This window comes from Pseudomonas sp. SK, assembly GCF_012975065.1.
GTDB lineage: Bacteria > Pseudomonadota > Gammaproteobacteria > Pseudomonadales > Pseudomonadaceae > Aquipseudomonas > Aquipseudomonas anuradhapurensis.
Window position 1 is genome coordinate 3,569,820 of the sequence record NZ_CP051857.1, and the last position, 22,580, is coordinate 3,592,399.

Here is a 22,580-nt window from a genome sequence, read left to right on the forward strand (position 1 = left end):
TATGCCTTGCCTAAGGCGCGCTGATGCGGCACCGTTCGCCATCGCCGAATCATAAGGAAACATATTCATGTCGCGCTCCCTGACTGGCGCCCTCGCCCACGGCTTCCTGGGCCAGTCGCCGCTGTGGTACAAGGCGGTCATCTGCCTGTTCCTGGTCCTCAACCCGCTGCTGCTGGTCAGCCTTGGCCCGGTTGCCGCCGGCTGGGCACTGGTGCTCGAGTTCATCTTCACCCTGGGCATGGCCCTGAAATGCTACCCGCTGATGCCCGGCGGGCTGCTGCTGGTCGAAGCCCTGCTGTTGCAGATGACCACCCCGCAAGCCTTGTACGAAGAGTTGCAGCACAACTTCCCGGTCATCCTGTTGCTGATGTTCATGGTCGCAGGCATCCACTTCATGAAGGAACTGCTGCTGTTCCTGTTCTCGCGCATCCTGCTCGGGGTACGCTCGAAGGCCATTCTGGCATTGCTGTTCTGCGTGCTGTCGGCATTCCTCTCGGCGTTTCTCGATGCGCTGACGGTGACCGCCGTGATCATCAGCGCCGCGGTCGGCTTCTATGCGGTCTACCACCGGGTTGCCTCCGGGGCCAACCCGCGGGAGGACGCTGCACTCGACAGCGACCAGCAGGTCGCAGCGCTGCACCGCAACGACCTCGACCAGTTCCGCGCCTTCCTGCGCAGCCTGTTGATGCATGGCGCGGTAGGTACGGCCCTGGGCGGGGTGTGCACCTTGGTGGGCGAACCGCAGAACCTGCTGATCGGCCACGAAATGGGCTGGCACTTTGCCGATTTCTTCCTCAAGGTGGCGCCGGTGTCGTTGCCGGTGCTGGCTGCCGGCCTGCTGACTTGTGTACTGCTGGAGAAACTGCGCCTGTTCGGTTACGGCACGCTGATGCCCGAGCCGGTGCGCCAGGTACTGGCCGCCTACGCCGCCGAGGATGACGCCGCGCGCACCCAGGCCCAGCGCATCGCGCTGTGGGTGCAAGGGCTGGCCGCGCTGATCCTGATCGTCTGCCTGGGCTTGCACGTTGCCGAAGTCGGCCTGATCGGCCTGATGGTAATCGTGCTGATCACGGCATTCACCGGCATCACCGACGAACACCGCCTGGGCCGTGCGTTCCAGGACGCCATGCCGTTCACCGCATTGCTGGTGGTGTTCTTCGCCGTTGTCGCAGTGATCCACCAGCAGCAGCTGTTCAGCCCGCTGATCACCTGGGTGCTGGCACTGCCGGCCGAGCAGCAGCCAGGCATGCTGTACCTGGCCAATGGCTTGCTTTCGGCGATCAGCGACAACGTGTTCGTCGCCACCATCTACATCACCGAGGTGAAGCAGGCGTTTGTCAATGGCAGCATGAGCCGCGAGCATTTCGAAACCCTGGCGGTGGCGATCAACACCGGCACCAACCTGCCCAGCGTGGCCACCCCGAACGGGCAGGCCGCGTTTTTGTTCCTGCTGACCTCGGCCATCGCGCCGCTGGTCCGGCTGTCATACGGCCGCATGGTGTGGATGGCCTTGCCCTACACCGTGGTGATGGGTGGGCTGGGCTGGTGGGCGGTGACCTACTGGCTGTGAGGTAGCCTGCACCGGGCCTGTCGCCGGCCAGCCAGCCCCCACAGGTTTTGCACTGCACGCCTGTGGGGGCTGGCTGGCCGGCGACAGGCCCGGTGCAGAGAAAGCACAAGCTGCTGTCGATTCTGCTGCCTGCCATTCGACTATCCCATGCCAGCAGCCACCCCGGCTGCCAACAGGAGAGTCCCATGCGCAAACTCATCGTAGCCGCGTTCATCAGCCTCGACGGGGTCATGCAGGCCCCCGGCGGCCCGCAGGAAGACACCAGCGGCGGCTTCAGCTACGGCGGCTGGCTCGTGCCCTACGCCGAGGAAGTTTTCGGCCAGGCCATGCAGGCCTTGTTCAGCCAGCCCTTCGAGCTGCTGCTGGGCCGGCGTACCTATGACATCTTCGCCGCTTACTGGCCAAAGGTGGATGGCAGTTCGCAAGACTTCTCCATCGCCAACCTGTTCAACAGCGTGCCCAAGCATGTGGCCACCCACGCCCCGGCTACCCTCGCCTGGCACAACAGCCATGCCCTGGGTGCGGACATCAGCGCAGCGGTGCGGGCGCTGAAACAACAGGACGGTGCCAACCTGCTGACCCAGGGCAGCAGTGAACTGGTGCAGCAACTGCTGGCCGCGGGCCTGGTCGATGAACTGCAGTTGCTGATCCACCCATTGCTGCTTGGCCATGGCAAACGCCTGTTCGGCGACGATGCCGCAGCGGCGGCCTTCACCCTGCAGCACTCGCAGGTTTCGCCAAAGGGTGTAATCATCGCCCGCTACGTACGCGCTGGCGACGTGCAGACCGGCTCGTTCTGAAAGGCGCGATTGCGTACAACTTTTGCCGCGCGCCCGCATCGAAACACAGGTAAGCCCCCTCCACCGCAAGGAGCTCGACCATGGCGCTACGCACCCCGCTGCTGCTTTCCTGCCTGACCCTGGCCCTGCTCGGCTGCGCCGGCAATGACCACCCGGCGCCACCACATACCCAGCAGGTCGACCTGCAACGCTACCAAGGTACCTGGTACGAACTGGCGCGGTTGCCGATGTTCTTCCAACGCAACTGCGTGCAGTCCGAGGCACACTATGGCCTGCGTGCGGACGGCCGCATCGACGTGACCAACCGCTGCCGGGAAAAGGACGGCCAGTGGAATGAAGCCAAGGGCATCGCCGAAGCCCAGCAAGCGGGTAGTACCGACAAACTCTGGGTGCGCTTCGACAACTGGTTCAGCCGCCTGGCACCCGGCCTGACCAAGGGCGAGTACTGGGTGCTGTACCACGACAAGGACTACCGCGTGGCGCTGGTCGGCCACCCCAACCGCGAGTACCTGTGGCTGCTGTCCCGCACACCGGCCATCCCGGACCAGACGCGGGACCAGTTGCTGGGTATCGCTCGGGAGCAGGGCTACGACACCAGCAAGCTGATCTGGCGCCAGGCGGATGCCGAGGCGACCAACTGAAACCCCGGGCGCCGCGGACGGCTCGGCCGCCCGGGTTTGGCCAATAACAAGGAGTTGTAATGGATTTGCTGTTCCTCGGCACCTCCGCCGGGGTGCCTACCAAGGCACGCAATGTCAGTGCCACGGCCGTGATCGAAGCCACCGGCAGCCACTGGTACCTGGTCGACTGTGGCGAAGGCACCCAGCATCGGCTGCTGCACACGCCGCTTTCGCTGCGCGACCTGCGGGCGATCTTCATCACCCATGTGCACGGTGACCACTGCTTCGGCTTGCCGGGCCTGCTGGCCAGCGCCGGCATGAGTGGGCGCACCCAGCCACTTGAGCTGGTGCTGCCCAGTGCCCTGCATGAATGGCTACGCCAGGGGCTGGCGGTCAGCCATACCTTCCTGCCGTTCGAACTGCGCCTGCAGGCCGTGGAGGATCTGCTGGAGTGGCGCAGTGAGGCGATGCACGTCACTACCGTGCAGCTGTCGCACCGGGTACCGAGCGTCGCCTTCGTGTTCACCGAACTCAACCCCGAACCGCGCCTGGACATCCCGCGCCTGGAAACCGAAGGCATCCCCCGCGGCCCGTTGTGGGGCGAGCTGGCCAAGGGCCTGACGGTGGAACATGCCGGCCGATTGCTGCACGGCCGTGATTACCTGCGCCCCTCGCGCCCGCCACGGCGGGTGATCGTCTGCGGCGACAACGACAACCCCGAACTGTTGGCCGATGCCGCCCGGGGTGCGGATGTGCTGGTGCACGAAGCCACGTTCACCCAGGCGGTGGTCGAGCGTACCGGGGTCACCTTCGGTCACAGTACCGCAGCAGCGGTGGCGCGCTTCGCCGAAACCGCAGGCGTGCGCAACCTGGTGCTGACGCACTTCAGCGCCCGCTACCAGCACGACCCACGGCGCAGCCCGAGCATCGTCGATATGCGCGAAGAGGCCCTTGCACATTACCGTGGCCATCTGACCCTGGCGCAGGATCTGCAGCGCTATCACATCGGGCGGGAGGGCCGCCTCGAACCGAGCGGATGATTCAATAGGTTTCCAACCCTTTTTGAAGTTCGTATGGACGTTCGACCGCGGGTATCGGCCGGGATCGAGGCGAGCCGCCAGCCCACAGGGGCAGCAGGTGCCGATGGTGCATTTGCGGCGTTTCTGGCAGATCTTACCCAGCCCGCCCCGGCAGCGCGGCCGCTGTAGGAGCGGCCTTGTGTCGCGAAAGGGCCGCAAAGCGGCCCCGGCGGTGCCTGCTTCCACTTCAGGATCCTGGGGCTGCTGCGCAGCCCGATCGCGACACAAGGCCGCTCCTACAAAAAGCGCGTACTCCTGATACTGACGGTACTAGGCCGCCAGGCGTCCGCTGGCAATCGCCTCCGACGCCGCCAGCATCGCCCGCAGCAACACCGCGCAGCCCGCGGCCAGGTCCTCGGGGGTGGCGTTCTCGATTTCGTTATGGCTGATGCCGTTCTCGCACGGCACGAAAATCATCCCCGCCGGCCCCATCTCGGCAAGGAAGATCGCGTCGTGCCCTGCCCCGCTGACGATGTCCATGTGCGGCAAGCCCAGCGCCTTGGCCGACTCGCGCACGGCATCGACACAGCCCTTGTCGAAGTACAACGCCGGGAAGTCCGCCGTCGGCACCAGCGTGTGGCTCAAGCCGTGCTTGGCGCAGGTCGCCTCGATCACCGCACGCACTTCACTGATCATCGCATCCAGTTGCTCACCTTGCAGGTGGCGGAAGTCCAGGGTCATGCGCACTTCGCCGGGGATCACGTTGCGCGAGCCGGGGTAGGCCTGCAGGCAACCCACCGTGCCACAGGCGTGCGGCTGGTGGCCGAGGGCGGCGCGGTTGACCGCTTCGACCACGGCGGCAGCACCGACCAGGGCGTCCTTGCGCAGGTGCATGGGGGTCGGGCCGGCATGCGCTTCGACGCCGCGCAGGGTCAGGTCGAACCACTTCTGGCCAAGGGCACCCAGTACCACGCCGATGGTCTTGGCCTGGTCCTCGAGGATCGGCCCTTGCTCGATGTGCGCTTCGAAATAGGCCCCCACCGGGTGGCCCTGCACCGCGCGCGGGCCGGCGTAGCCGATGGCGTTCAGCGCCTCGCCGACACTGACGCCCTGGGCATCACGCTTGGCCAGGGTTTCCTCCAGGGTGAACTTGCCGGCGAATACGCCCGAGCCCATCATGCACGGGGCAAAGCGCGAGCCCTCCTCGTTGGTCCACACCACCACTTCCAGCGGTGCTTCGGTGTCCACGCCCAGGTCGTTGAGGGTACGGATCACCTCCAGCCCTGCCATGACCCCGAAGCAGCCATCGAACTTGCCACCGGTGGGCTGGGTGTCGATATGGCTGCCGGTCATCACCGGCGGCAGCTTGGGGTTACGCCCCGGGCGCCGGGCGAAGATATTACCGACCGCGTCGATGCTCACCGTACAGCCGGCGGCTTGGCACCATTGCACGAACAGGTCGCGAGCCTGGCGGTCAAGGTCGGTGAGCGCCAGCCGGCAGACACCGCCCTTGGCAGTGGCACCGAGGCGCGCCAGGTCCATCAGCGATTGCCACAGACGGGCGCTGTCGATGTGCCGGGCGCTGGTATTGAGGATCTCTTGGACTGGGGTCACGGGTTTCTCCTTCAGGCGTTTTTGTTGTCCGTGCCGGCCTCTGCGCGAGTGAACCCGCGCCCACCAACACGCTGCGAAACCTGCTGCTGTGGCAGCGGGCGCGCCCGCGAAGCAGCAGACGCGGCCTCACGGCAAAGGCTTGGCCACCCGCGCCGGGCTGCGCGCCAGCACCCCGGCGAGCACGTAATAAAGCCCCCCACCCAGCAGCGAGCCGGTGAACCAGCCATAGTCGTAGAACCAGCTGAAACTGCTGTTGCCGATAGCCATCACGGTCAACGCCACCGGCAATGCAAAGGCGGCAAAACCAGCCCAGTTCCAGGCCGGGTACACGTCGTCGCGGTACAACCCGGCCAGGTCCAGCTGCTGCCGGCGGACCAGGAAGTAGTCCACCACCATGATCCCGGCGATCGGCCCGAGCAGGCTGGAATAGCCCAGCAACCAGTTGGAATAGACACTCTCCAGGCTCAGGTCGGAGACGATCCAGCCCAGCTTCTTGAGCAACTCATGGCCCATCAGCGCCAGGCCGATGAAGCCGGTCAGCCACACCGCGCGGCTGCGCCCGATCAGGCGCGGGGCGATGTTCTGGAAGTCGTTGGTCGGCGACACGATGTTCGCTGCGGTGTTGGTCGACAGCGTGGCGATGACGATCAAGGCCATGGCCAGGGCCACCCAGAACGGGCTGTGGATCTTGCCGATCAGGCTGACCGGGTCGGCCACGGTCTCGCCTACCAGCGACGCCGAGGCGGCGGTCAGCACCACGCCCAGGGCGGCGAACAGAAACATGGTCAGCGGCAGGCCGAAGATCTGCCCGAGAATCTGGTCCTTCTGGCTGCGGGCGTAGCGGCTGAAGTCGGGGATGTTCAGCGACAGCGTGGCCCAGAAGCCGACCATGGCGGTGAGCCCGGCGCAGAAGTAGCCGAGCACGTTCGCGTCGGCCGGGCGCTTGGCCGGCTGGGCCAGCAACTCGGTCATCGACATGTGCGGCAGGGCCCAGAACAGCAGGCCGACGCCCACCGCCACCAGCAGCGGTGCCGACAGCGTTTCCAGCCATTTGATCGACTCGGCGCCGCGCAGCACTACCCACAGGTTCAGGCACCAGAAGAGCATGAAGCCGATCACCTCGCCGGTACCGCCCAAGGCCTTCCAGCCGTCGAACACCGAGCCAAGGAACAGGTGGATGGCCAGGCCACCGAACAGGGTCTGGATGCCGAACCAGCCACAGGCAACCACCGCCCGGATCAGGCACGGTACGTTGGAGCCGAGGACGCCGAACGACGAGCGCAGCAGCACCGGGAACGGGATGCCGTACTTGGTGCCGGGAAAGGCGTTGAGGGTGAGCGGGATCAGCACGATCAGGTTGGCCAGCAGGATCGCCAGCAAGGCCTCGCCCACGCTGAGGCCGAAGTAGGCGGTGAGCACGCCGCCGAGGGTGTAGGTGGGTACGCAGATGGACATGCCCACCCACAGGGCGGTGATGTGCCATTTGTTCCAGGTGCGCTGGTGCACCTTGGTCGGGGCGATATCGTGGTTGTAGCGTGGGCTGTCGAGGACATCGCTGCCCTCGGCCAACTCGAACAGGCCATCCTGCTCGACCACTTCCGATCTGCTCTGCTGCATGGGAGGCTTCTCCAGATGTTCTTCTAGTTCTTCGCTCATCGGGTCGATCCGACGGCCGGAGTACACGCTTTATGTGCTTGAAAATCTCGACCAGTTTTTCATCTTGTCAAGTCAGACAACCTTCCCGAAAGCCCCGCCGCCAGCACAACAAGCTGAATTAATCGTTTATTTTCAGTGAGTTAAAAACCATGAAAATCATGGGAAAATTTTCTTGCCGAATCCAGGATCTGCATCTAGCCTCGAATCTTGTCAGGCATGACAGGATTAACCGCCCTGCTCGCCTGCCCCCGACAATTCCAAGAACCGGCCCAGACCGGTCAGCCTGCGAGGAAGACGGCATGTCCCTGTTGATCCGTGGCGCCACCGTGGTCACCCACGAAGAAAGTTACCCCGCCGATGTCCTGTGTGCCGATGGCCTGATCCGCGCCATCGGTCAGAACCTCGAGCCGCCCACCGGCTGCGAGATCCTCGACGGCAGCGGCCGTTACCTGATGCCCGGCGGTATCGACCCGCACACGCACATGCAGTTGCCGTTCATGGGCACCGTGGCCAGCGAGGACTTCTTCAGCGGCACCGCCGCCGGCCTGGCCGGGGGCACCACCTCGATCATCGACTTCGTCATCCCCAACCCGCAGCAATCGTTGCTGGAGGCTTACCACACCTGGCGTGGCTGGGCGCAGAAAAGCGCCAGCGACTATGGCTTCCACGTGGCCATCACCTGGTGGAGCGAGCAGGTGGCCGAAGAGATGGGCGAACTGGTAGCCAAACATGGGGTGAACAGCTTCAAGCACTTCATGGCCTACAAGAACGCCATCATGGCCGCCGACGACACCCTGGTGGCCAGCTTCGAGCGCTGCCTGCAACTGGGTGCGGTGCCCACCGTGCATGCCGAGAACGGCGAGCTGGTGTACCACCTGCAGAAAAAACTGCTGGCCCAGGGCCTGACCGGGCCGGAAGCGCACCCGTTGTCGCGCCCCTCGCAAGTCGAGGGCGAGGCCGCCAGCCGCGCCATCCGCATTGCCGAAACCCTCGGTACACCGCTGTACCTGGTGCACGTTTCCAGCCGCGAAGCGCTGGATGAAATCGCCTATGCCCGCGGCAAGGGCCAGCCGGTCTATGGCGAGGTGCTGCCCGGCCACCTGCTGCTGGATGACAGCGTCTACCGCGACCCGGACTGGGCCACCGCCGCAGGCTATGTGATGAGCCCACCGTTCCGCCCGCGCGAACATCAGGAAGCGCTGTGGCGCGGCCTGCAGTCGGGCAACCTGCACACCACCGCCACTGACCACTGCTGTTTCTGCGCCGAGCAGAAAGCCATGGGCCGGGATGATTTCAGCCGGATCCCCAATGGTACGGCCGGCATCGAGGACCGCATGGCGGTGCTGTGGGATGCCGGGGTCAACAGCGGGCGCCTGTCGATGCATGAGTTCGTCGCGCTGACCTCCACCAACACGGCAAAGATCTTCAACCTGTTCCCGCGCAAAGGTGCCATTCGCGTTGGCGCCGACGCCGACCTGGTGCTGTGGGACCCGCAAGGTACCCGCACCATCTCGGCCAAGACCCACCATCAGCAGGTGGACTTCAACATCTTCGAGGGCCGCACTGTGCGCGGCATTCCCAGCCACACCATCAGCCAGGGCAAGCTGCGCTGGGCTGATGGCGACCTGCGCGCAGAAGCGGGCGCGGGGCGCTATGTGGAACGGCCGGCGTATCCGTCGGTGTATGAGGTACTCGAGCGCAGGGCCGAAGTGCAGCGCCCGACGCCCGTGCAGCGCTGAAGCCATTGCGGCTGCTGCGCAGCCCATCGCGACACAAGGCCGCTCCTACAGGCGTGCGCGGTTCCTTGCAGGAGCGGCGTTGTGTCGCGATGGGACGCGCAGCGGCCCAGGAAACCACCGCAATCCTTGTTGCCTGCATCCAAAAAAAATAGAGAGGCTACAACCGTGATCGACGCCCTGAACCACTTGCCGCGCCCCCGGGCCGGTGCCGACCAGCTGGCCGAGCGCTTCAGCGACCTGGCCCCACCCCTCACCCCGCGCCAGGCCGCCGTCGAAAGCGCGCGCTGCCTGTACTGTTACGACGCGCCCTGCGTCAACGCCTGCCCCAGCGAAATCGACATCCCGTCGTTCATCCACCGCATCAGTGACGACAACCTGCAAGGCGCCGCCGAACGCATCCTTTCGGCCAATATCCTCGGCGGCAGCTGCGCCCGCGTCTGCCCCACCGAAATCCTCTGCCAGCAAGCCTGCGTGCGCAACAATGCGCAGGAATGCGCACCGGTGCTGATCGGCCAGCTGCAACGCTATGCCTTGGACAATGCGCATTTCACCGCGCACCCGTTCCAGCGTTCGCCAGCCACCGGCAAGCGCATCGCCGTGGTCGGCGCCGGCCCGGCCGGGCTGGCCTGCGCCCATCGCCTGGCCATGCACGGGCATGACGTGGTGGTGTTCGAAGCTTGCGACAAGGCCGGCGGCCTGAACGAATACGGTATTGCCCGCTACAAGCTGGTGGATGACTTCGCCCAACGTGAAGTGGAGTTCCTGCTGGGCATCGGTGGCATCGAGATTCGGCATGGCCAGCGCCTGGGTGGCAACCTCAGCCTGGGCGAGCTGCGCGACCAGTATGACGCGGTGTTCCTCGGCCTCGGCCTGAATGCCGTGCGCCAGCTGGGCCTGGCCGCTGAAGAAGCCCCCGGCCTGCTCGCCGCCACCGAATACATCCGCGAATTGCGCCAGGCCGATGACCTGAGCCAACTGCCACTGGCCGACCGCTGCCTGGTGATCGGTGCCGGCAACACTGCGATCGACATGGCGGTGCAGATGAGCCGCCTGGGCGCCCGCGATGTCAACCTGGTGTACCGCCGCGGCCACGCCGACATGGGCGCCACCGAGCACGAACAGGACATCGCCAAGGCCAACCAGGTACGCCTGCATACCTGGGCGCGCCCCGATGCCGTGCTGCTGGATGCCAGCGGCAAGGTGCGCGGCATGCGCTTTGCCCGCACCGAGCTGGCTGACGGCCGCCTGCGCGACAGCGGCGAAACCTTCGAGCTGGCCGCCGATGCCATCTTCAAGGCCATCGGCCAGCGCTTCGACGACAGCAGCCTCGGCGACCCGCTGGCAGCGCAACTGGCCCGCGACGGCGAGCGCATTCGGGTCGATGCAAACATGCAGACCAGCCTGCCGGGCATTTACGCCGGTGGCGACTGCACCACCCTGGGCCAGGACCTGACCGTCCAGGCCGTACAACACGGCAAGCTGGCCGCCGAAGCCATCCATGCCCAACTCATGCTCAATGTGGAGGCAGCATAAATGGCCGACCTGTCGATCGAATTTGCCGGTATCAAGGCACCCAACCCATTCTGGCTGGCCTCCGCACCGCCAACCGACAAGGCCTACAACGTCGTGCGCGCCTTCGAGGCCGGCTGGGGCGGCGTGGTGTGGAAGACCCTCGGCGAGGACCCGGCGGCGGTCAACGTGTCGTCGCGCTACTCGGCGCACTACGGCGCCAACCGCCAGGTGCAAGGCATCAACAACATCGAGCTGATCACTGACCGTTCGCTGGAGATCAACCTGCGCGAAATCACCCAGGTGAAAAAGGACTGGCCCGACCGCGCACTGATCGTGTCGCTGATGGTGCCGTGCGTGGAAGACTCATGGAAGTTTATCCTGCCGCTGGTGGAAGCCACCGGTGCCGACGGCATCGAGCTGAATTTTGGCTGCCCGCACGGCATGCCGGAGCGTGGCATGGGCGCGGCGGTGGGCCAGGTGCCGGAGTACGTGGAGATGGTCACCCGCTGGTGCAAGACGTATTGCTCGCTGCCGGTGATCGTCAAGCTCACGCCAAACATCACCGACATCCGCCAGTCGGCCCGCGCCGCGCACCGTGGCGGGGCCGATGCGGTGTCGTTGATCAACACCATCAACTCGATCACCAGTGTCGACCTGGAGCGCATGGTCGCCCACCCCATCGTCGGCGACCAGAGCACCCATGGCGGCTACTGCGGTTCGGCAGTCAAGCCGATCGCCCTGAACATGGTGGCGGAAATCGCCCGCGACGCGCAAACCCGTGGCTTGCCGATCTGCGGTATCGGCGGCATTGGCAACTGGCGCGATGCCGCCGAATTCATCGCCCTGGGCAGTGGCGCGGTGCAGGTGTGCACGGCGGCGATGCTGCATGGCTTCCGCATCGTCGAGGACATGAAGGACGGCCTGGCACGCTGGATGGACCAGCATGGGCATGGCCACATCGAGGCCTTCCGTGGCCAGGCGGTGGCGCATACCACCGACTGGAAGTACCTGGACATGAACTACAAGTCGGTGGCGCACATCGACCAACAGGCATGCATCGGCTGCGGGCGCTGCCATATTGCCTGCGAGGACACCTCGCACCAGGCCATTGCCAGCACGCTGAAGGCAGATGGCACGCATGCCTACAGTGTGGTGGAGGAGGAATGCGTGGGTTGCAACCTGTGCCAGATTACCTGCCCGGTGGAAGGCTGCATCGACATGGTGGCGCTGGATACCGGCAAGCCGTACCTGAACTGGACGCAGGACCCACGCAACCCCTACCGCGAGGCCAGTTGAAGCGGATTACTACCCGACCGACTGACGCAATCAGTGTAGGAGCGGCTTCAGCCGCGATCACCGGCATAGCCGGTGCCAGCCAACGCGTCGCCTGCATCGCGGATAAATCCGCTCCTACAGTTGGCGCCGTACCTGTAGGAGCGGCCTTGTGTCGCGAAAGGGCCGCGAAGCGGCCCCGCATTCATCTAACTGGACGCAGGACCCACGCAACCCTACCGCGAGGCCAGTTGAAGCGGATTACTACCCGACCGACTGACGCAATCAGTGTAGGAGCGGCTTCAGCCGCGATCACCGGCATAGCCGGTGCCAGCCAACGCGTCGCCTGCATCGCGGATAAATCCGCTCCTACAGTTGGCGCCGTACCTGTAGGAGCAGCCTTGTGTCGCGAAAGGGCCGCGAAGCGGCCCCGCATTCATCTAACTGGACGCAGGACCCACGCAACCCTACCGCGAGGCCAGTTGAAGCGGATTACTACCCGACCGACTGACACAATCAGTGTAGGAGCGGCTTCAGCCGCGATCACCGGCATAGCCGGTGCCAGCCAACGCGTCGCCTGCATCGCGGATAAATCCGCTCCTACAGTTGGCGCCGTACCTGTAGGAGCGGCGCAAACCAGGCTTTGCCCATCAAGGCTCCAGCCCGATCCCCCGCAGAATCACGCAAGTCACCGTCTGCACCGCATTCTCGAACGCCATGTCCGACAACGCCTCGCCACCATTGAGCAGCTCGACCTGGTAGCCAAAGTCGGCATAGTGCTGGGTCGAGGCCCAGATCATGTACAGCAGTGCCGAAGGCTCCACCGCCAGAATGCGCCCCTCTTCTACCCAGCGACGGATCTTGGCCTCCTTCAGTTTGGCCCAGGGCACCAGGCTTTCCGCCAGGTCCGCCCCCAGCACCGGCGCCCCGTGCAGCATCTCCTCGGCCCAGATCTTCGAACCCAGCGGGCGTGAGCGTGAATGGCCCATCTTGGCGCGGATATAACTGGTCAATACCACGCGCGGGTCGTCGAAGTTCTCGAAGCACAGCGCGTCCTGTTTCCACACTTCCAGCAGATCCTGCAACACCGCGCGGAACAGGTCGTCCTTGGTGCTGAAGTAATAATGCAGGTTGGAACGCGGCAACTCGGCCTGCTCGGCGATATCGCCCATCGAGGTGGCGCCGTAGCCCTTTTCGGCAAATACCTTTTCCGCCGCCTGCAGGATCTTGCCGATGTTGCGCCGGCGGATTTCGATCTTGTGGTTGGCCATCAGGCTTGGGCCGTCCACACCGCCAGTTCATAGCCGTCCGGGTCGATGACGCTGACATTGAACTCGATGTTGCCGATCTGCCGATCTGTACCGCGAATACCCATGGGTGCTCCGTGCCGAATGGTGTTTGCGCTAGGCTCTGTACGAAAAGTCTTGAGACGCAGGTCAGGCAAGGCGAAAACAGCCGAGGAAGCGGAGTGTACTGGAGTACATGAGCATTCCGAGGCTGTTTTCAACGCAGCATGAACAAGTATCAAGGCTTTTCGTACAGAGCCTAGGCTCTGTGTGAATAGCCTTGATACTCGGTTCGGGTAGCTTCTCGCAACTGCTAAAATGAGCGCCACCTTGATTGCTGACAGGCATGACGTTGATCATTGCCCAAGCCCCCTCGCCAACAGACAGTCGCCTTTCAAGATGACTGATACGCCTACAGAACTGGAAGGACCTCACGATGTACCTGGTGCGAATCGCGTTGCGCGATGTCCGTTCGATCAAGTCCCTGGACCTGGACTTCCATGCCAGTGCCGGCGGAACGCGTCGCTGGACCTTGCTACTCGGAGAAAACGGCTGCGGCAAAAGCTCGGTGCTGCGAGCCATTGCATTGCTGCTGGCAGGCAGCGATGCCCTTCCTGAACTGCTCGGTGACCCTGATGCGTGGATCAGGAATGGCGCAAAGAAATGCCGTATCGAAGGAACACTGGTTACCGCCAAGGGTGAAACCCGAGAGATAGCGCTGGAAATCAACCGTGGTGACGGGATCCGCAAGATCTTTGCGAACAACCATGACTCGCTGGAAGCGCTGGATGCCGCGATTGCCAAAGCTGATCGCAACTACTTTGTCCTGGCCTACGGTGTTTCCCGTCGGCCACCGGTGCTCAACATGCGCTCCACCTTCCCCGATGAACGCTCACGGGTACCACGGGCTCAAGGCATGGCGACAATGTTTTCGCCAGACGCGAGCCTGGTATCACTTGAGCAGTGGGTGATGGACCTCGATTACCGCAAAGGCCTGTCGTCGATGATGGGCGCGGTCAACGAAGCGCTGGACAAGCTTCTGCCCGGCATGCAGTTCTCGCGAATCGATCGGGCCACGCGGCAGATCATTTTCGACACGGTGGATGGCGAAATACCACTCAACCAGCTTTCCGACGGCTACCAGAACATGGCCGCCTGGTGTGGCGACCTGCTGTACCGGATCACCGAAACCTTTCCCGACCGCAAGAACCCACTCAGCACGCGCGGGGTGCTGCTTATCGACGAAATCGATCTGCACCTGCATCCGGTGTGGCGGCGTCATCTGGTTGAGTTTCTCTCCAGCACCCTGCCGAACTTCCAGTTCATCGCCACCACGCACTCGGCACTCACGGCACAGCAGAGCGGTGAAGGCGAGCTCTATGTCATCCGACGGGAAGGTACAGAGGCAACGCCGACGCTGGTTCCGTTCATCGGTGAACCGCGCAAGATGATGCTTCATCAACTGTTGATGAGCCCTATGTTCGGTTTGGACTCGCTGGAATCAGTCGAAATCGAAAAGGCTCGCAACGCAGTCAGAGAACTCTGCCTTAAAGAGTCGCTCAACAAGCAAGAAGCAGCGCAAATGAAAGCGCTGCAGGCAATCTTGAACGATGCCCCCGAATGGGACGTCATGCCGCACTATGCGAAAGAGCAAGCCGAGTTGATCCTCAGCCTCAAATCTGCACTGCTCGAAAACAAGCGCAAAACCAAGATATCGCCAGACAAACTCACCGCCATCACAAAAAACCTAGAGAGCGAGCCATGATCAAGGTTTCGCGCACTCGCTCTGCGGCAAAACTGAAGGGCTTTACCGGGACTCAGCTGGAAACCAAACTCAACAACCTGGTGCAGTACTATCAGGACGACGGCCACACGGGAACGGTCAATTTCAGACCGAAGAACCGTCAAGTCTGGGGCCGCGCCAAGCCGCAACTCAAGGTCGAGTCCTGCAACAAGTGCATCTACTGTGAAGCCGACACTGGCGTGGTAGCGCATGGCGACGTCGAACACTTCCGCCCCAAAAGCCAGTACTGGTGGCTGGCGTACTGCTACGACAACTACACGTTCAGCTGCCAGATCTGCAACCAGACCTATAAAGGCGATACGTTCCCGGTGCAGGGCCCAAGGCTCGCGCCGCCTGCAGTGCCGTTGACCCTACCCAGCGACGGCGCAGAGCTGAAATCCTTGTTGCAGACTATTTGCCCCGACCCAGTCACCACCACAGATGCTGCAGTGGCCCAGCTCTACGCCAAGGAAGATGCTGAACTCATCAACCCCTACGTCGCCGACCCTGAACAGTTCTTTGCCTGGAAAGCCATCCCGGAAACACGCGAAGTCTGGTTGGTTGGCATAACCGGATCCAGTCAATCCAGCAGAGCGGTGAAGGCTGCAGAGGACGTGCTCGGGTTGAACCGCCAGGAATTGCTGCGCCTGCGCTGGAATGCCTACGAAACGCTGGAGACGCTGGTATTGCTTTTTCAGGAAGGTAACTTTGCTGCCGAGCGCCAGCGTGATTTCCTGCTGCGCATCCGAACCCAGGCCGATGCAGACCGCCCTTTTGCCGGTATGACACGGTTCTTTCTGAAAAGTTGGGGTCTGCTCTAGCTGCCCGGCAGCTGCATGCCAGCCATCGCAGCTATTTCAACGCCGGGTCGCCCGGTCCCGTACCGGGCACTGGGCCCGGTGCAGGTTAAGCGCGGTGTTGATGATGCCGATATGGCTGAATGCCTGCGGGAAGTTGCCGAGCATGCGCTGGCCGACCGGGTCGTACTGCTCGGCCAGCAGGCCGAGGTCGTTGCACAGGCCGGTCAGGCGTTGGTACAGGGCCTGGGCTTGGGCCTGGCGGCCCAGCAACACATACACGTCGGCCAGCCAGAATGAACACACCAGGAAGGTGCCCTCGCCCGGGGTCAGGCCGTCGCTGCAGCTGTCGCTGTCGTAGCGCAGCAGCAGGCCATGCTTCAGCAGGCGCTGTTCGATCTGCTCCAGGGTGCGCAAAAAGCGCGGGTCATCCACCGGCAGGAAGCCGGTCAGGGCGATCTGCAACAAGCTGGCGTCCATTTCGCTCGAGCCATAGGCCTGGACAAAGAACTGGCCGCTGGCGTCCAGGCCCTGCTCGCACACTTCGCGGCGAATCTGCTCAGCCTCCTGGCGATAATGCTGGCCACGCTCGCGGCCTTCCTCGGTGGTGTCGGCCAGCCCCGCGGCACGGTCGAAGGCCACCCAGGCCATGACCTTGGAATGCACGAACTGCTGGCGGCCACCGCGCACCTCCCAGATGCCTTCGTCCGGCTCGCGCCAGATGCGTTCGAGGTAAGGCAGGATCAGCCGGGCGATGGCGGCGCTGCGTGGGTGGCGCGGCAAGCCGCCCTTGATTGCCTGGGCCATGGCATCGGCGAGTTCACCGTAGATGTCGAGCTGCGTCTGCGTCGACGCCGCATTGCCCACGCGCACGGGCTGCGAGTGCTCGTAGCCGGCCAGCCACGGCAGGGTGTATTCCTGCAGGTCGCGCTCACCGGCCAGGCCATACATGATCTGCATCTGTTCGGGGTTGCCGGCCACCGAACGCAGCAGCCATTCACGCCAGGCCTGGGCTTCGTCGAAGTAGCCCAGGTTCATGAACGCCAGCAGGGTCATGGTGGCGTCGCGCAGCCAACAGAAGCGGTAGTCCCAGTTGCGTTCGTGGCCGATGCGCTCGGGCAGCGAGCTGGTGACCGCCGCGACGATGCCGCCGGTGGGGGCGTAGGTCATGGCCTTGAGGGTCAGCAGTGAACGGCGCACCAGGGCGCTGTAGGGGCCGACCTCGGGACAGCGGGCCGCGAAGGTCTGCCACTGGTCGATGGTGTCTTTCAGGGCATCGTCAATGTCGCAGTCCGTTTGCACCGGCAGGTGCGAAGGCTGGTGACGCAGGCTGAACACCTGCCGCTGGCCCGCAGCGACCCGGAAGCGGGCCACGGTGTGGTGGTCACGCGCTTGCGGCGCCACCGTCGCCTCCAGGATCAGGCGATCAGGCCCGGCCACGGCGCTGAGCGTGAGCGGTGCCAGACGCTCCACCCAGGGTACGCTGCGGCCATAGTCGAAGCGCATCACCAGGTCCATCTCGAAGTTGGTTTCACCCGCCAGGCCCTCGACGATGCGCACCACCGAATTGACCTCGCCCAGTGGCATGAAGTCGAGCACGCGGGCACGGCCGGTGGCAGTGGCCCAAATGGTTTCCAGCACCAGGGTGTCGTCCAGGTAACGACGGTTGCTGTGCTCTACCGGGTCGCTGGGGGCCAGGCGCCAACGGCCATTTTCTTCGTTGCCCAGCAAGGCGGCGAACACTGCCGGGGCGTCGAAGCGTGGCAGGCACAGCCAGTCGAGCGAGCCATCACGGCTGACCAGGGCGGCGCTGTGGCAGTTGCCCAGCAGGGCGTAGTCTTCGATGTTGGCAGGCATTGCGGCTCCTTTGTGTGGTTGCCTGTGTCAACCTCTGTGCGGGCTCGCCTGCGAAGAGGCCAACACAGGCCATACAAAAACCTCACCCCAACCGGTGCCACTCGCGCTTGTCCCGCGCCAGCAGTTCATTGCCAGCCTCAGGCCCGTCTTCGCCGGCCGGGTATTCGTGCACCTCGCCGCCCTGCGCCCAGGCGTCGAGGAACGGCTGCACCGCTCGCCAGCCGTTCTCGATATTGTCGGCGCGCTGGAACAGGGTCTGGTCACCGGTCAGGCAGTCATAGATCAACGTCTCGTAGCCGGTCGCCGGGGTCATCTTGAAGAAGTCCTTGTAGGCAAAGCCCAGTTCCACGTTTTCCATCACCAGCTCCGGCCCGGGGCGCTTGGCCTGCAGGTCGAACCACATGCCTTCGTTGGGCTGGATCTGGATTTTCAGGTAATTGGGCTTGGGCCGCTCCAGCTCCGACTCGCGGAATTGCGCATACGGCGCGGGCTTGAAGCAGATGGCGATTTCGGTGTCGCGCACGCTCATGCGCTTGCCGGTGCGCAGGTAGAACGGCACGCCGGCCCAGCGCCAGTTGTCGATCATCACCTTCAGCGCCACGTAGGTTTCGGTGTGGCTGTCGGGGGCGACGTTGGCCTCCTGGCGGTAACCAGGCAACTGCTTGCGCCCGTGCTTGCCAGCGCGGTACTGGCCGCGCACGGAATGCTTGAGGGCCATCTTCGGCGACCACGGGCGAATCGCGCCGATCACCTTGGCCTTCTCGCTGCGCACGGCATCGGCGGCGAATGCCGCCGGGGGCTCCATGGCCACCATCGCCAGCAACTGGAACAGGTGGTTGGGCACCATGTCGCGCAGCGCCCCGGTGCTGTCATAGAAAGCACCGCGGGTCTCGACACCGACGGTTTCCGCGGCGGTGATCTGCACATGGTCGATGTAGTGGTTGTTCCAGAACGACTCGAACAGGCCGTTGGAGAAACGGCTGACCAGAATGTTCTGCACCGTCTCCTTGCCCAGGTAATGGTCGATGCGGTAGATCTGCCGCTCGCCCATCACTTTCAGCAGGCAGGCATTGAGCGCTTCGGCGCTGGCCAGGTCGGTACCGAAGGGTTTTTCCACCACCACGCGGCGAAAGCCCCCGGCGGATTCGTCGAGCAAGCCGGCCTGCCCCAGGCGCAGGGCGACCTCCGGGAAGAACCGCGGCGAAGTCGCCAGGTAGAAGATGGCGTTGCCATGGCTGGTCTTGTCGATGCGCCTGGCGAGGGCCTGGTAGGTGGCCGGGTCGAGGAAGTCACCGGTCTGGTAGTCCAGGCGCTTGGCCAAACGTGCCCACAGTTTCTCGTCCAGGCCTTTGGCGCTGGCCTCGCCACCTTTATTACGCTCGACCATGAACGCATGCAGGCGCTCGGCGAATTGCTCGGCAGTGGCCGGGTTGTGGTCGACCCCGACAATGCGCAGGTTGCGGTCCAGCAGGCCGTCGCGGCTGAGGTTGTACAGCGCCGGCATCAGCAGGCGCTTGACCAGGTCGCCATTGGCGCCGAACAGGAACAGGGTGCAGGGTGGCGCGGCAGGAATGTGCTGTCTGGTCATTCGCCTTTCTTCTCGATGTGGCCACCGAAGCCCAGGCGCATGGCCGAGAGAATCTTGTCACCATAGGTGCCTTGCTGCTGGCGCGAGCGAAAGCGGGCAAACAAGGCGCTGGACAACACCGGCACCGGCACGGCCTGCTCGACCGCGGCATCGATGGTCCAGCGGCCTTCACCGCTGTCGGACACCGAGCCACTGAACTGCGCCAGCTGAGGGTCGGCCACCAGGGCATCGGCAGTCAGGTCGAGCAACCACGAGGTGACCACGCTGCCGCGCCGCCACACTTCGGCGATTTCCGCCACGTCCAGGTCAAAGCGCTGGTCTTCGGGTAGTTCGTTGCCGCCCTTGCTGCGCAGCAGGTCGAAGCCTTCGGCATAGGCCTGCATCAGGCCGTATTCGATGCCGTTGTGCACCATTTTCACGTAGTGCCCGGCACCCGGCGGGCCGGCATGGATGTAGCCATGCTCGGCGCGCTGGTACTCGCCGCTGCGGCCATGGGTACGCGGGATGTCACCTACGCCCGGGGCCAGCGCCTTGAACAGCGGTTCCAGGCGCTCGAACACGTCCTTTTCGCCACCGATCATCATGCAGTAGCCACGCTCCAGGCCCCACACCCCGCCGGAAGTGCCCACGTCCAGGTAGTGCAGCCCGCGCTTGGCCAGCTCGCCGGCCCGGCGCATATCGTCCTTGTAGAAGGTGTTGCCGCCGTCGATGATCGCATCGCCCGGCTCCAGCAGCTCGGCCAGCTGGGCGATGGTCTGCTCGGTGGGTTCGCCGGCCGGCAGCATCACCCACACCGCACGCGGTGCCTTGAGCTTCTGCACCAGCGCCCCAAGATCGTGCGCCCCCTGGGCACCCTCGCCCTCCAGGGTGCTGATGGCTTCACGGCTGCGGTCGTGCACCACGGTACGGTGGCCGGCGCGCATCAGGCGCCTTGCGATATTGCCGCCCATGCGGCCCAGCCCGATGATTCCCAGTTGCATGAGCCGATGCTCCCCTTTCAAATTTAATGACGACACAGTGCAGCCTTCAGGTTAGTCCAGCGAACCGCGCGTGGGTTCAGCGACGAACGGCGCGACCACGATAAACAAAAAAGTTCCCAAGGCCTGCAAAAGAATTCAGAATGCGCCCCGCGTGAAGCGTCTACGCTTTAACTTGTCACCAGCCAAAACCGCGAGGTGTGCTCATGGGTACCTTGATGCTTGCTACTCCAACCCAGACCCTCTATGTCTCCGTGCGCCGTGATGAGCTGCGTAAACTGAAGGAAGAACGTGACCAGCTGCGTCAGCAGGTCGCCCAACTGAACCTGCTGCTGGCACAGGCACGCACCGACGATTCAGCTGTCAGCCTCTGATCTTCCATCCTCCGTGGGGGCTTGAGGGCTCCCACCTGCTGATCCTTCCCCTGCCCCATTCCTTCAAGCCTGCGAAAATAGCAGCGCGGCCCAGGCACCATCATGGTGCACAAACCCATCCTGGCGACAATATGGCGCAGCCGTAACGCCGCGCGCCGGCCGGTGGTTCACATTTGCTCACAGACGCCAACGTTTGCGTCTATTTCGGCGCATGCGCTTAGTGACCAGCGGGTCACCTTTTCCCCTTTTTCTCTCCTACACTCGGGTTTCGGCCCGCCATTTGCTCATCGGAAGAGTGACGAAAAAAAGTCGAACTTTCAGGAAAGCCGGCAGGTCAGGAACTAAGTAGGCCAAACGCAAGGGACATTCCCCTGCTCGGCCCACCCATCCCAACCAGTCCAATCGCTTTTGGCGGGAATGCCGATCGCGCTGTGCCTGCGCGCACGACTCAGGGGCATGGAAGCACTACGCAGCATTCAGCATCAGAGAGAACCAACACGAGATATCGCCACGGGTGCCAGCACCCGACCAAAGCATAGGGACGGAGAGAAGTATGATCAGTGCCGCTGTCGAGCCTCACGTAGACACCTTTACCTCGGACAATCGCGAATCGGTCACCCCGGATTTCGCCACGACAGGCAAGGCACCCGGCGCCCAGCGCCGCCAGCACAACCCCAACAAGCGCAAGATCCTGTTCGTCACCTCGGAGATTGCCGACCTGGTGAAAACCGGCGGCCTGGGCGACGTTTCTGCGGCCCTGCCGCGGGCCCTGGGGCATCTGCATGACGTACGGGTGCTGATCCCGGGCTACCCGCAAGTGGTGGAGAGCGACAACCCCATCCACATCGTCGGCGAACTGAGCGGCCATGCCGCCCTGCCGCCGTGCAAGATCGGCCGCATGGACCTGCCCGACGGGCTGGTCATCTATGTGCTGATCTGCCCCGAGCTGTACCAGCGCGCTGGCACCCCCTATGCTGCCGACAACGGCCGCGACTGGCCCGACAACCACATCCGCTTCGCCCGCCTGGGCCTGGCCGCCGCCGAGATCGCCGCTGGCGAAGGCATGATCCACTGGAAGCCCGAACTGGTGCACGCCCACGACTGGCCTGCCGGGCTGGCGCCTGCCTACATGCACTGGCGCGGCCTGAACACCCCGACCCTGTTCACCATCCACAACCTGGCCTACCAGGGTGTATACAGCCGCGGCTGCAGCCCGGAACTGGCGATCCCCGACCACGCCATGCAGCAGGAAGGCATGGAGTTCTACGGCAAGCTGTCGTTCCTCAAGGCCGGCCTGGCCTACTCCAGCCACATCACCACGGTCAGCGCCACCTACGCCCAGGAAATCACCACCCCGGAATTCGGCTGCGGCCTGGATGGCTTCCTCGCCAGCAAGGCCCAGCAAGGCCTGCTGGGCGGCATCCCCAACGGCATCGACGAAAGCTGGGACTCGGCCACCGACAAGCACCTGCAGCACAACTTCAGCATCAATGACTGGGAAGGCAAGGCGCGCAATACCCGCGAGGTGCGCGAGCTGTTCCAGCTGCAGCCGTCCGAGGGGCCGCTGTTCGCCGTGGTGTCGCGCCTGGTCTACCAGAAGGGCCTGGACCTGACCCTGGGCGTGGCCGACTACATCGTCGAACAAGGTGGCCAGATCGCGATCATCGGCCGCGGCGAACCGGAAGAAGAACAGGCCATGCGCGAACTGGCGCTGCGCCACCCGGGGCGCATCGGCGTGCGCATCGGCTTCAACGAAACCGATGCCCGACGCATGTTCGCCGGCAGCGACTTCCTGCTGATGCCATCGCGCTACGAGCCCTGCGGCCTCAGCCAGATGTATGCACAGCGCTTCGGCTCGCTGCCGGTGGCGCGCAACACCGGCGGGCTGGCCGACACCATCGAGAACGGGGTCACCGGCTTCCTGTTCGATGAATCGACCGTGGAAAGCTACCGCGAAGCACTTGCCCGCGCCTTCTATGTGTACCAGAAGAAAGACCTGCTCAACGCCATGCGCTGCCTGTCGATGACCCAGCCGTTCAACTGGTGCCAGGCCGTGGAACCCTATGCCCGCCTGTATGAGGATCTGGTCCGGCAGGCCCACCTGGCCTACTACTGA

The 22,580-nt window shown here is 64.0% G+C and carries 17 protein-coding genes; 11 read left to right on the forward strand and 6 right to left on the reverse strand.

What is annotated here, in order from left to right:
- Positions 1–67: 67 nt before the first annotated feature.
- From nhaB to HG549_RS16635, 4 genes are all read left to right on the forward strand, one after another.
- Positions 68–1,570: a sodium/proton antiporter NhaB gene (gene nhaB, locus HG549_RS16620; protein ID WP_170030598.1), complete on the forward strand. Its 1,503-nt coding sequence runs from the start codon at positions 68–70 to the stop codon at positions 1,568–1,570.
- 185 nt (positions 1,571–1,755) lie between these two features.
- Positions 1,756–2,370, forward strand: coding sequence for a dihydrofolate reductase family protein (locus HG549_RS16625; protein WP_170030600.1), 615 nt, complete (start codon positions 1,756–1,758; stop codon positions 2,368–2,370).
- An 80-nt stretch (positions 2,371–2,450) separates the two neighbouring features.
- Complete coding sequence (locus HG549_RS16630; protein WP_170030602.1) at positions 2,451–3,011, forward strand: lipocalin family protein; 561 nt, start codon at positions 2,451–2,453, stop codon at positions 3,009–3,011.
- Between the two features lie 59 nt (positions 3,012–3,070).
- Positions 3,071–4,030: a ribonuclease Z gene (locus HG549_RS16635; RefSeq protein WP_170030604.1), complete on the forward strand. Its 960-nt coding sequence runs from the start codon at positions 3,071–3,073 to the stop codon at positions 4,028–4,030.
- A gap of 309 nt (positions 4,031–4,339) precedes the next feature.
- On the opposite strand, the gene HG549_RS16640 is transcribed toward HG549_RS16635, so the two are convergent.
- Both HG549_RS16640 and HG549_RS16645 read right to left on the reverse strand, forming a co-directional pair.
- Positions 4,340–5,623 (reverse strand): Zn-dependent hydrolase, encoded by a 1,284-nt coding sequence (locus tag HG549_RS16640; protein WP_170030606.1) that lies wholly within the window; start codon positions 5,621–5,623, stop codon positions 4,340–4,342.
- 126 nt (positions 5,624–5,749) lie between these two features.
- Positions 5,750–7,240, reverse strand: coding sequence for an NCS1 family nucleobase:cation symporter-1 (locus tag HG549_RS16645; protein ID WP_170030608.1), 1,491 nt, complete (start codon positions 7,238–7,240; stop codon positions 5,750–5,752).
- Between the two features lie 338 nt (positions 7,241–7,578).
- Here HG549_RS16645 and hydA point away from each other — a divergent pair, with 338 nt between their 5' ends.
- The 3 genes from hydA (at position 7,579) to preA (ending at position 11,826) form a co-directional block, all read left to right on the forward strand.
- Entirely contained in the window at positions 7,579–9,018 is a 1,440-nt protein-coding gene (gene hydA, locus HG549_RS16650) for a dihydropyrimidinase (protein WP_170030610.1), read from the forward strand.
- Positions 9,019–9,183: 165 nt separating this feature from the next.
- The gene (locus HG549_RS16655; RefSeq protein WP_170030612.1) at positions 9,184–10,551 is read left to right on the forward strand and encodes an NAD(P)-dependent oxidoreductase; all 1,368 of its coding nucleotides are present in this window, start codon (positions 9,184–9,186) and stop codon (positions 10,549–10,551) included.
- The gene (gene preA / locus HG549_RS16660) at positions 10,552–11,826 is read left to right on the forward strand and encodes an NAD-dependent dihydropyrimidine dehydrogenase subunit PreA (protein ID WP_170030613.1); all 1,275 of its coding nucleotides are present in this window, start codon (positions 10,552–10,554) and stop codon (positions 11,824–11,826) included.
- A 626-nt stretch (positions 11,827–12,452) separates the two neighbouring features.
- Here the strand turns inward: preA and HG549_RS16665 are convergent.
- The gene (locus tag HG549_RS16665; protein WP_170030615.1) at positions 12,453–13,073 is read right to left on the reverse strand and encodes a TetR/AcrR family transcriptional regulator; all 621 of its coding nucleotides are present in this window, start codon (positions 13,071–13,073) and stop codon (positions 12,453–12,455) included.
- A gap of 451 nt (positions 13,074–13,524) precedes the next feature.
- On the opposite strand from HG549_RS16665, the gene HG549_RS16670 reads away from it, so the two are divergent.
- Together HG549_RS16670 and HG549_RS16675 are read left to right on the forward strand one after the other, a co-directional pair.
- Positions 13,525–14,853 (forward strand): AAA family ATPase, encoded by a 1,329-nt coding sequence (locus HG549_RS16670; protein WP_170030617.1) that lies wholly within the window; start codon positions 13,525–13,527, stop codon positions 14,851–14,853.
- Positions 14,850–15,692 (forward strand): hypothetical protein, encoded by an 843-nt coding sequence (locus tag HG549_RS16675; RefSeq protein ID WP_170030619.1) that lies wholly within the window; start codon positions 14,850–14,852, stop codon positions 15,690–15,692. The genes HG549_RS16670 and HG549_RS16675 overlap by 4 nt, the downstream gene beginning before the upstream one ends.
- A gap of 36 nt (positions 15,693–15,728) precedes the next feature.
- Here the strand turns inward: HG549_RS16675 and HG549_RS16680 are convergent, their stop codons facing one another.
- From HG549_RS16680 to gnd, 3 genes are all read right to left on the reverse strand, one after another.
- Positions 15,729–17,525 carry a glycoside hydrolase family 15 protein gene (locus HG549_RS16680; protein WP_170030621.1) on the reverse strand — a complete coding sequence of 599 codons (1,797 nt, stop codon included), beginning with the start codon at positions 17,523–17,525 and terminating at the stop codon, positions 15,729–15,731.
- Positions 17,526–17,607: 82 nt separating this feature from the next.
- Positions 17,608–19,113 carry a glucose-6-phosphate dehydrogenase gene (gene zwf, locus HG549_RS16685; RefSeq protein WP_170030623.1) on the reverse strand — a complete coding sequence of 502 codons (1,506 nt, stop codon included), beginning with the start codon at positions 19,111–19,113 and terminating at the stop codon, positions 17,608–17,610.
- Positions 19,110–20,093, reverse strand: a complete 984-nt coding sequence (gene gnd / locus HG549_RS16690; protein ID WP_170030625.1) for a phosphogluconate dehydrogenase (NAD(+)-dependent, decarboxylating) — start codon at positions 20,091–20,093, stop codon at positions 19,110–19,112. Before gnd ends, zwf begins: the two co-directional genes overlap by 4 nt.
- Positions 20,094–20,296: 203 nt before the next feature.
- Between gnd and HG549_RS16695 the strand changes: the two genes are divergently transcribed.
- Together HG549_RS16695 and glgA are read left to right on the forward strand one after the other, a co-directional pair.
- Entirely contained in the window at positions 20,297–20,464 is a 168-nt protein-coding gene (locus HG549_RS16695; protein ID WP_170030627.1) for a DUF6026 family protein, read from the forward strand.
- 553 nt (positions 20,465–21,017) lie between these two features.
- On the forward strand, positions 21,018–22,580 hold the full coding sequence (gene glgA, locus HG549_RS16700; protein WP_170030629.1) for a glycogen synthase GlgA: 1,563 nt from the start codon (positions 21,018–21,020) through the stop codon (positions 22,578–22,580).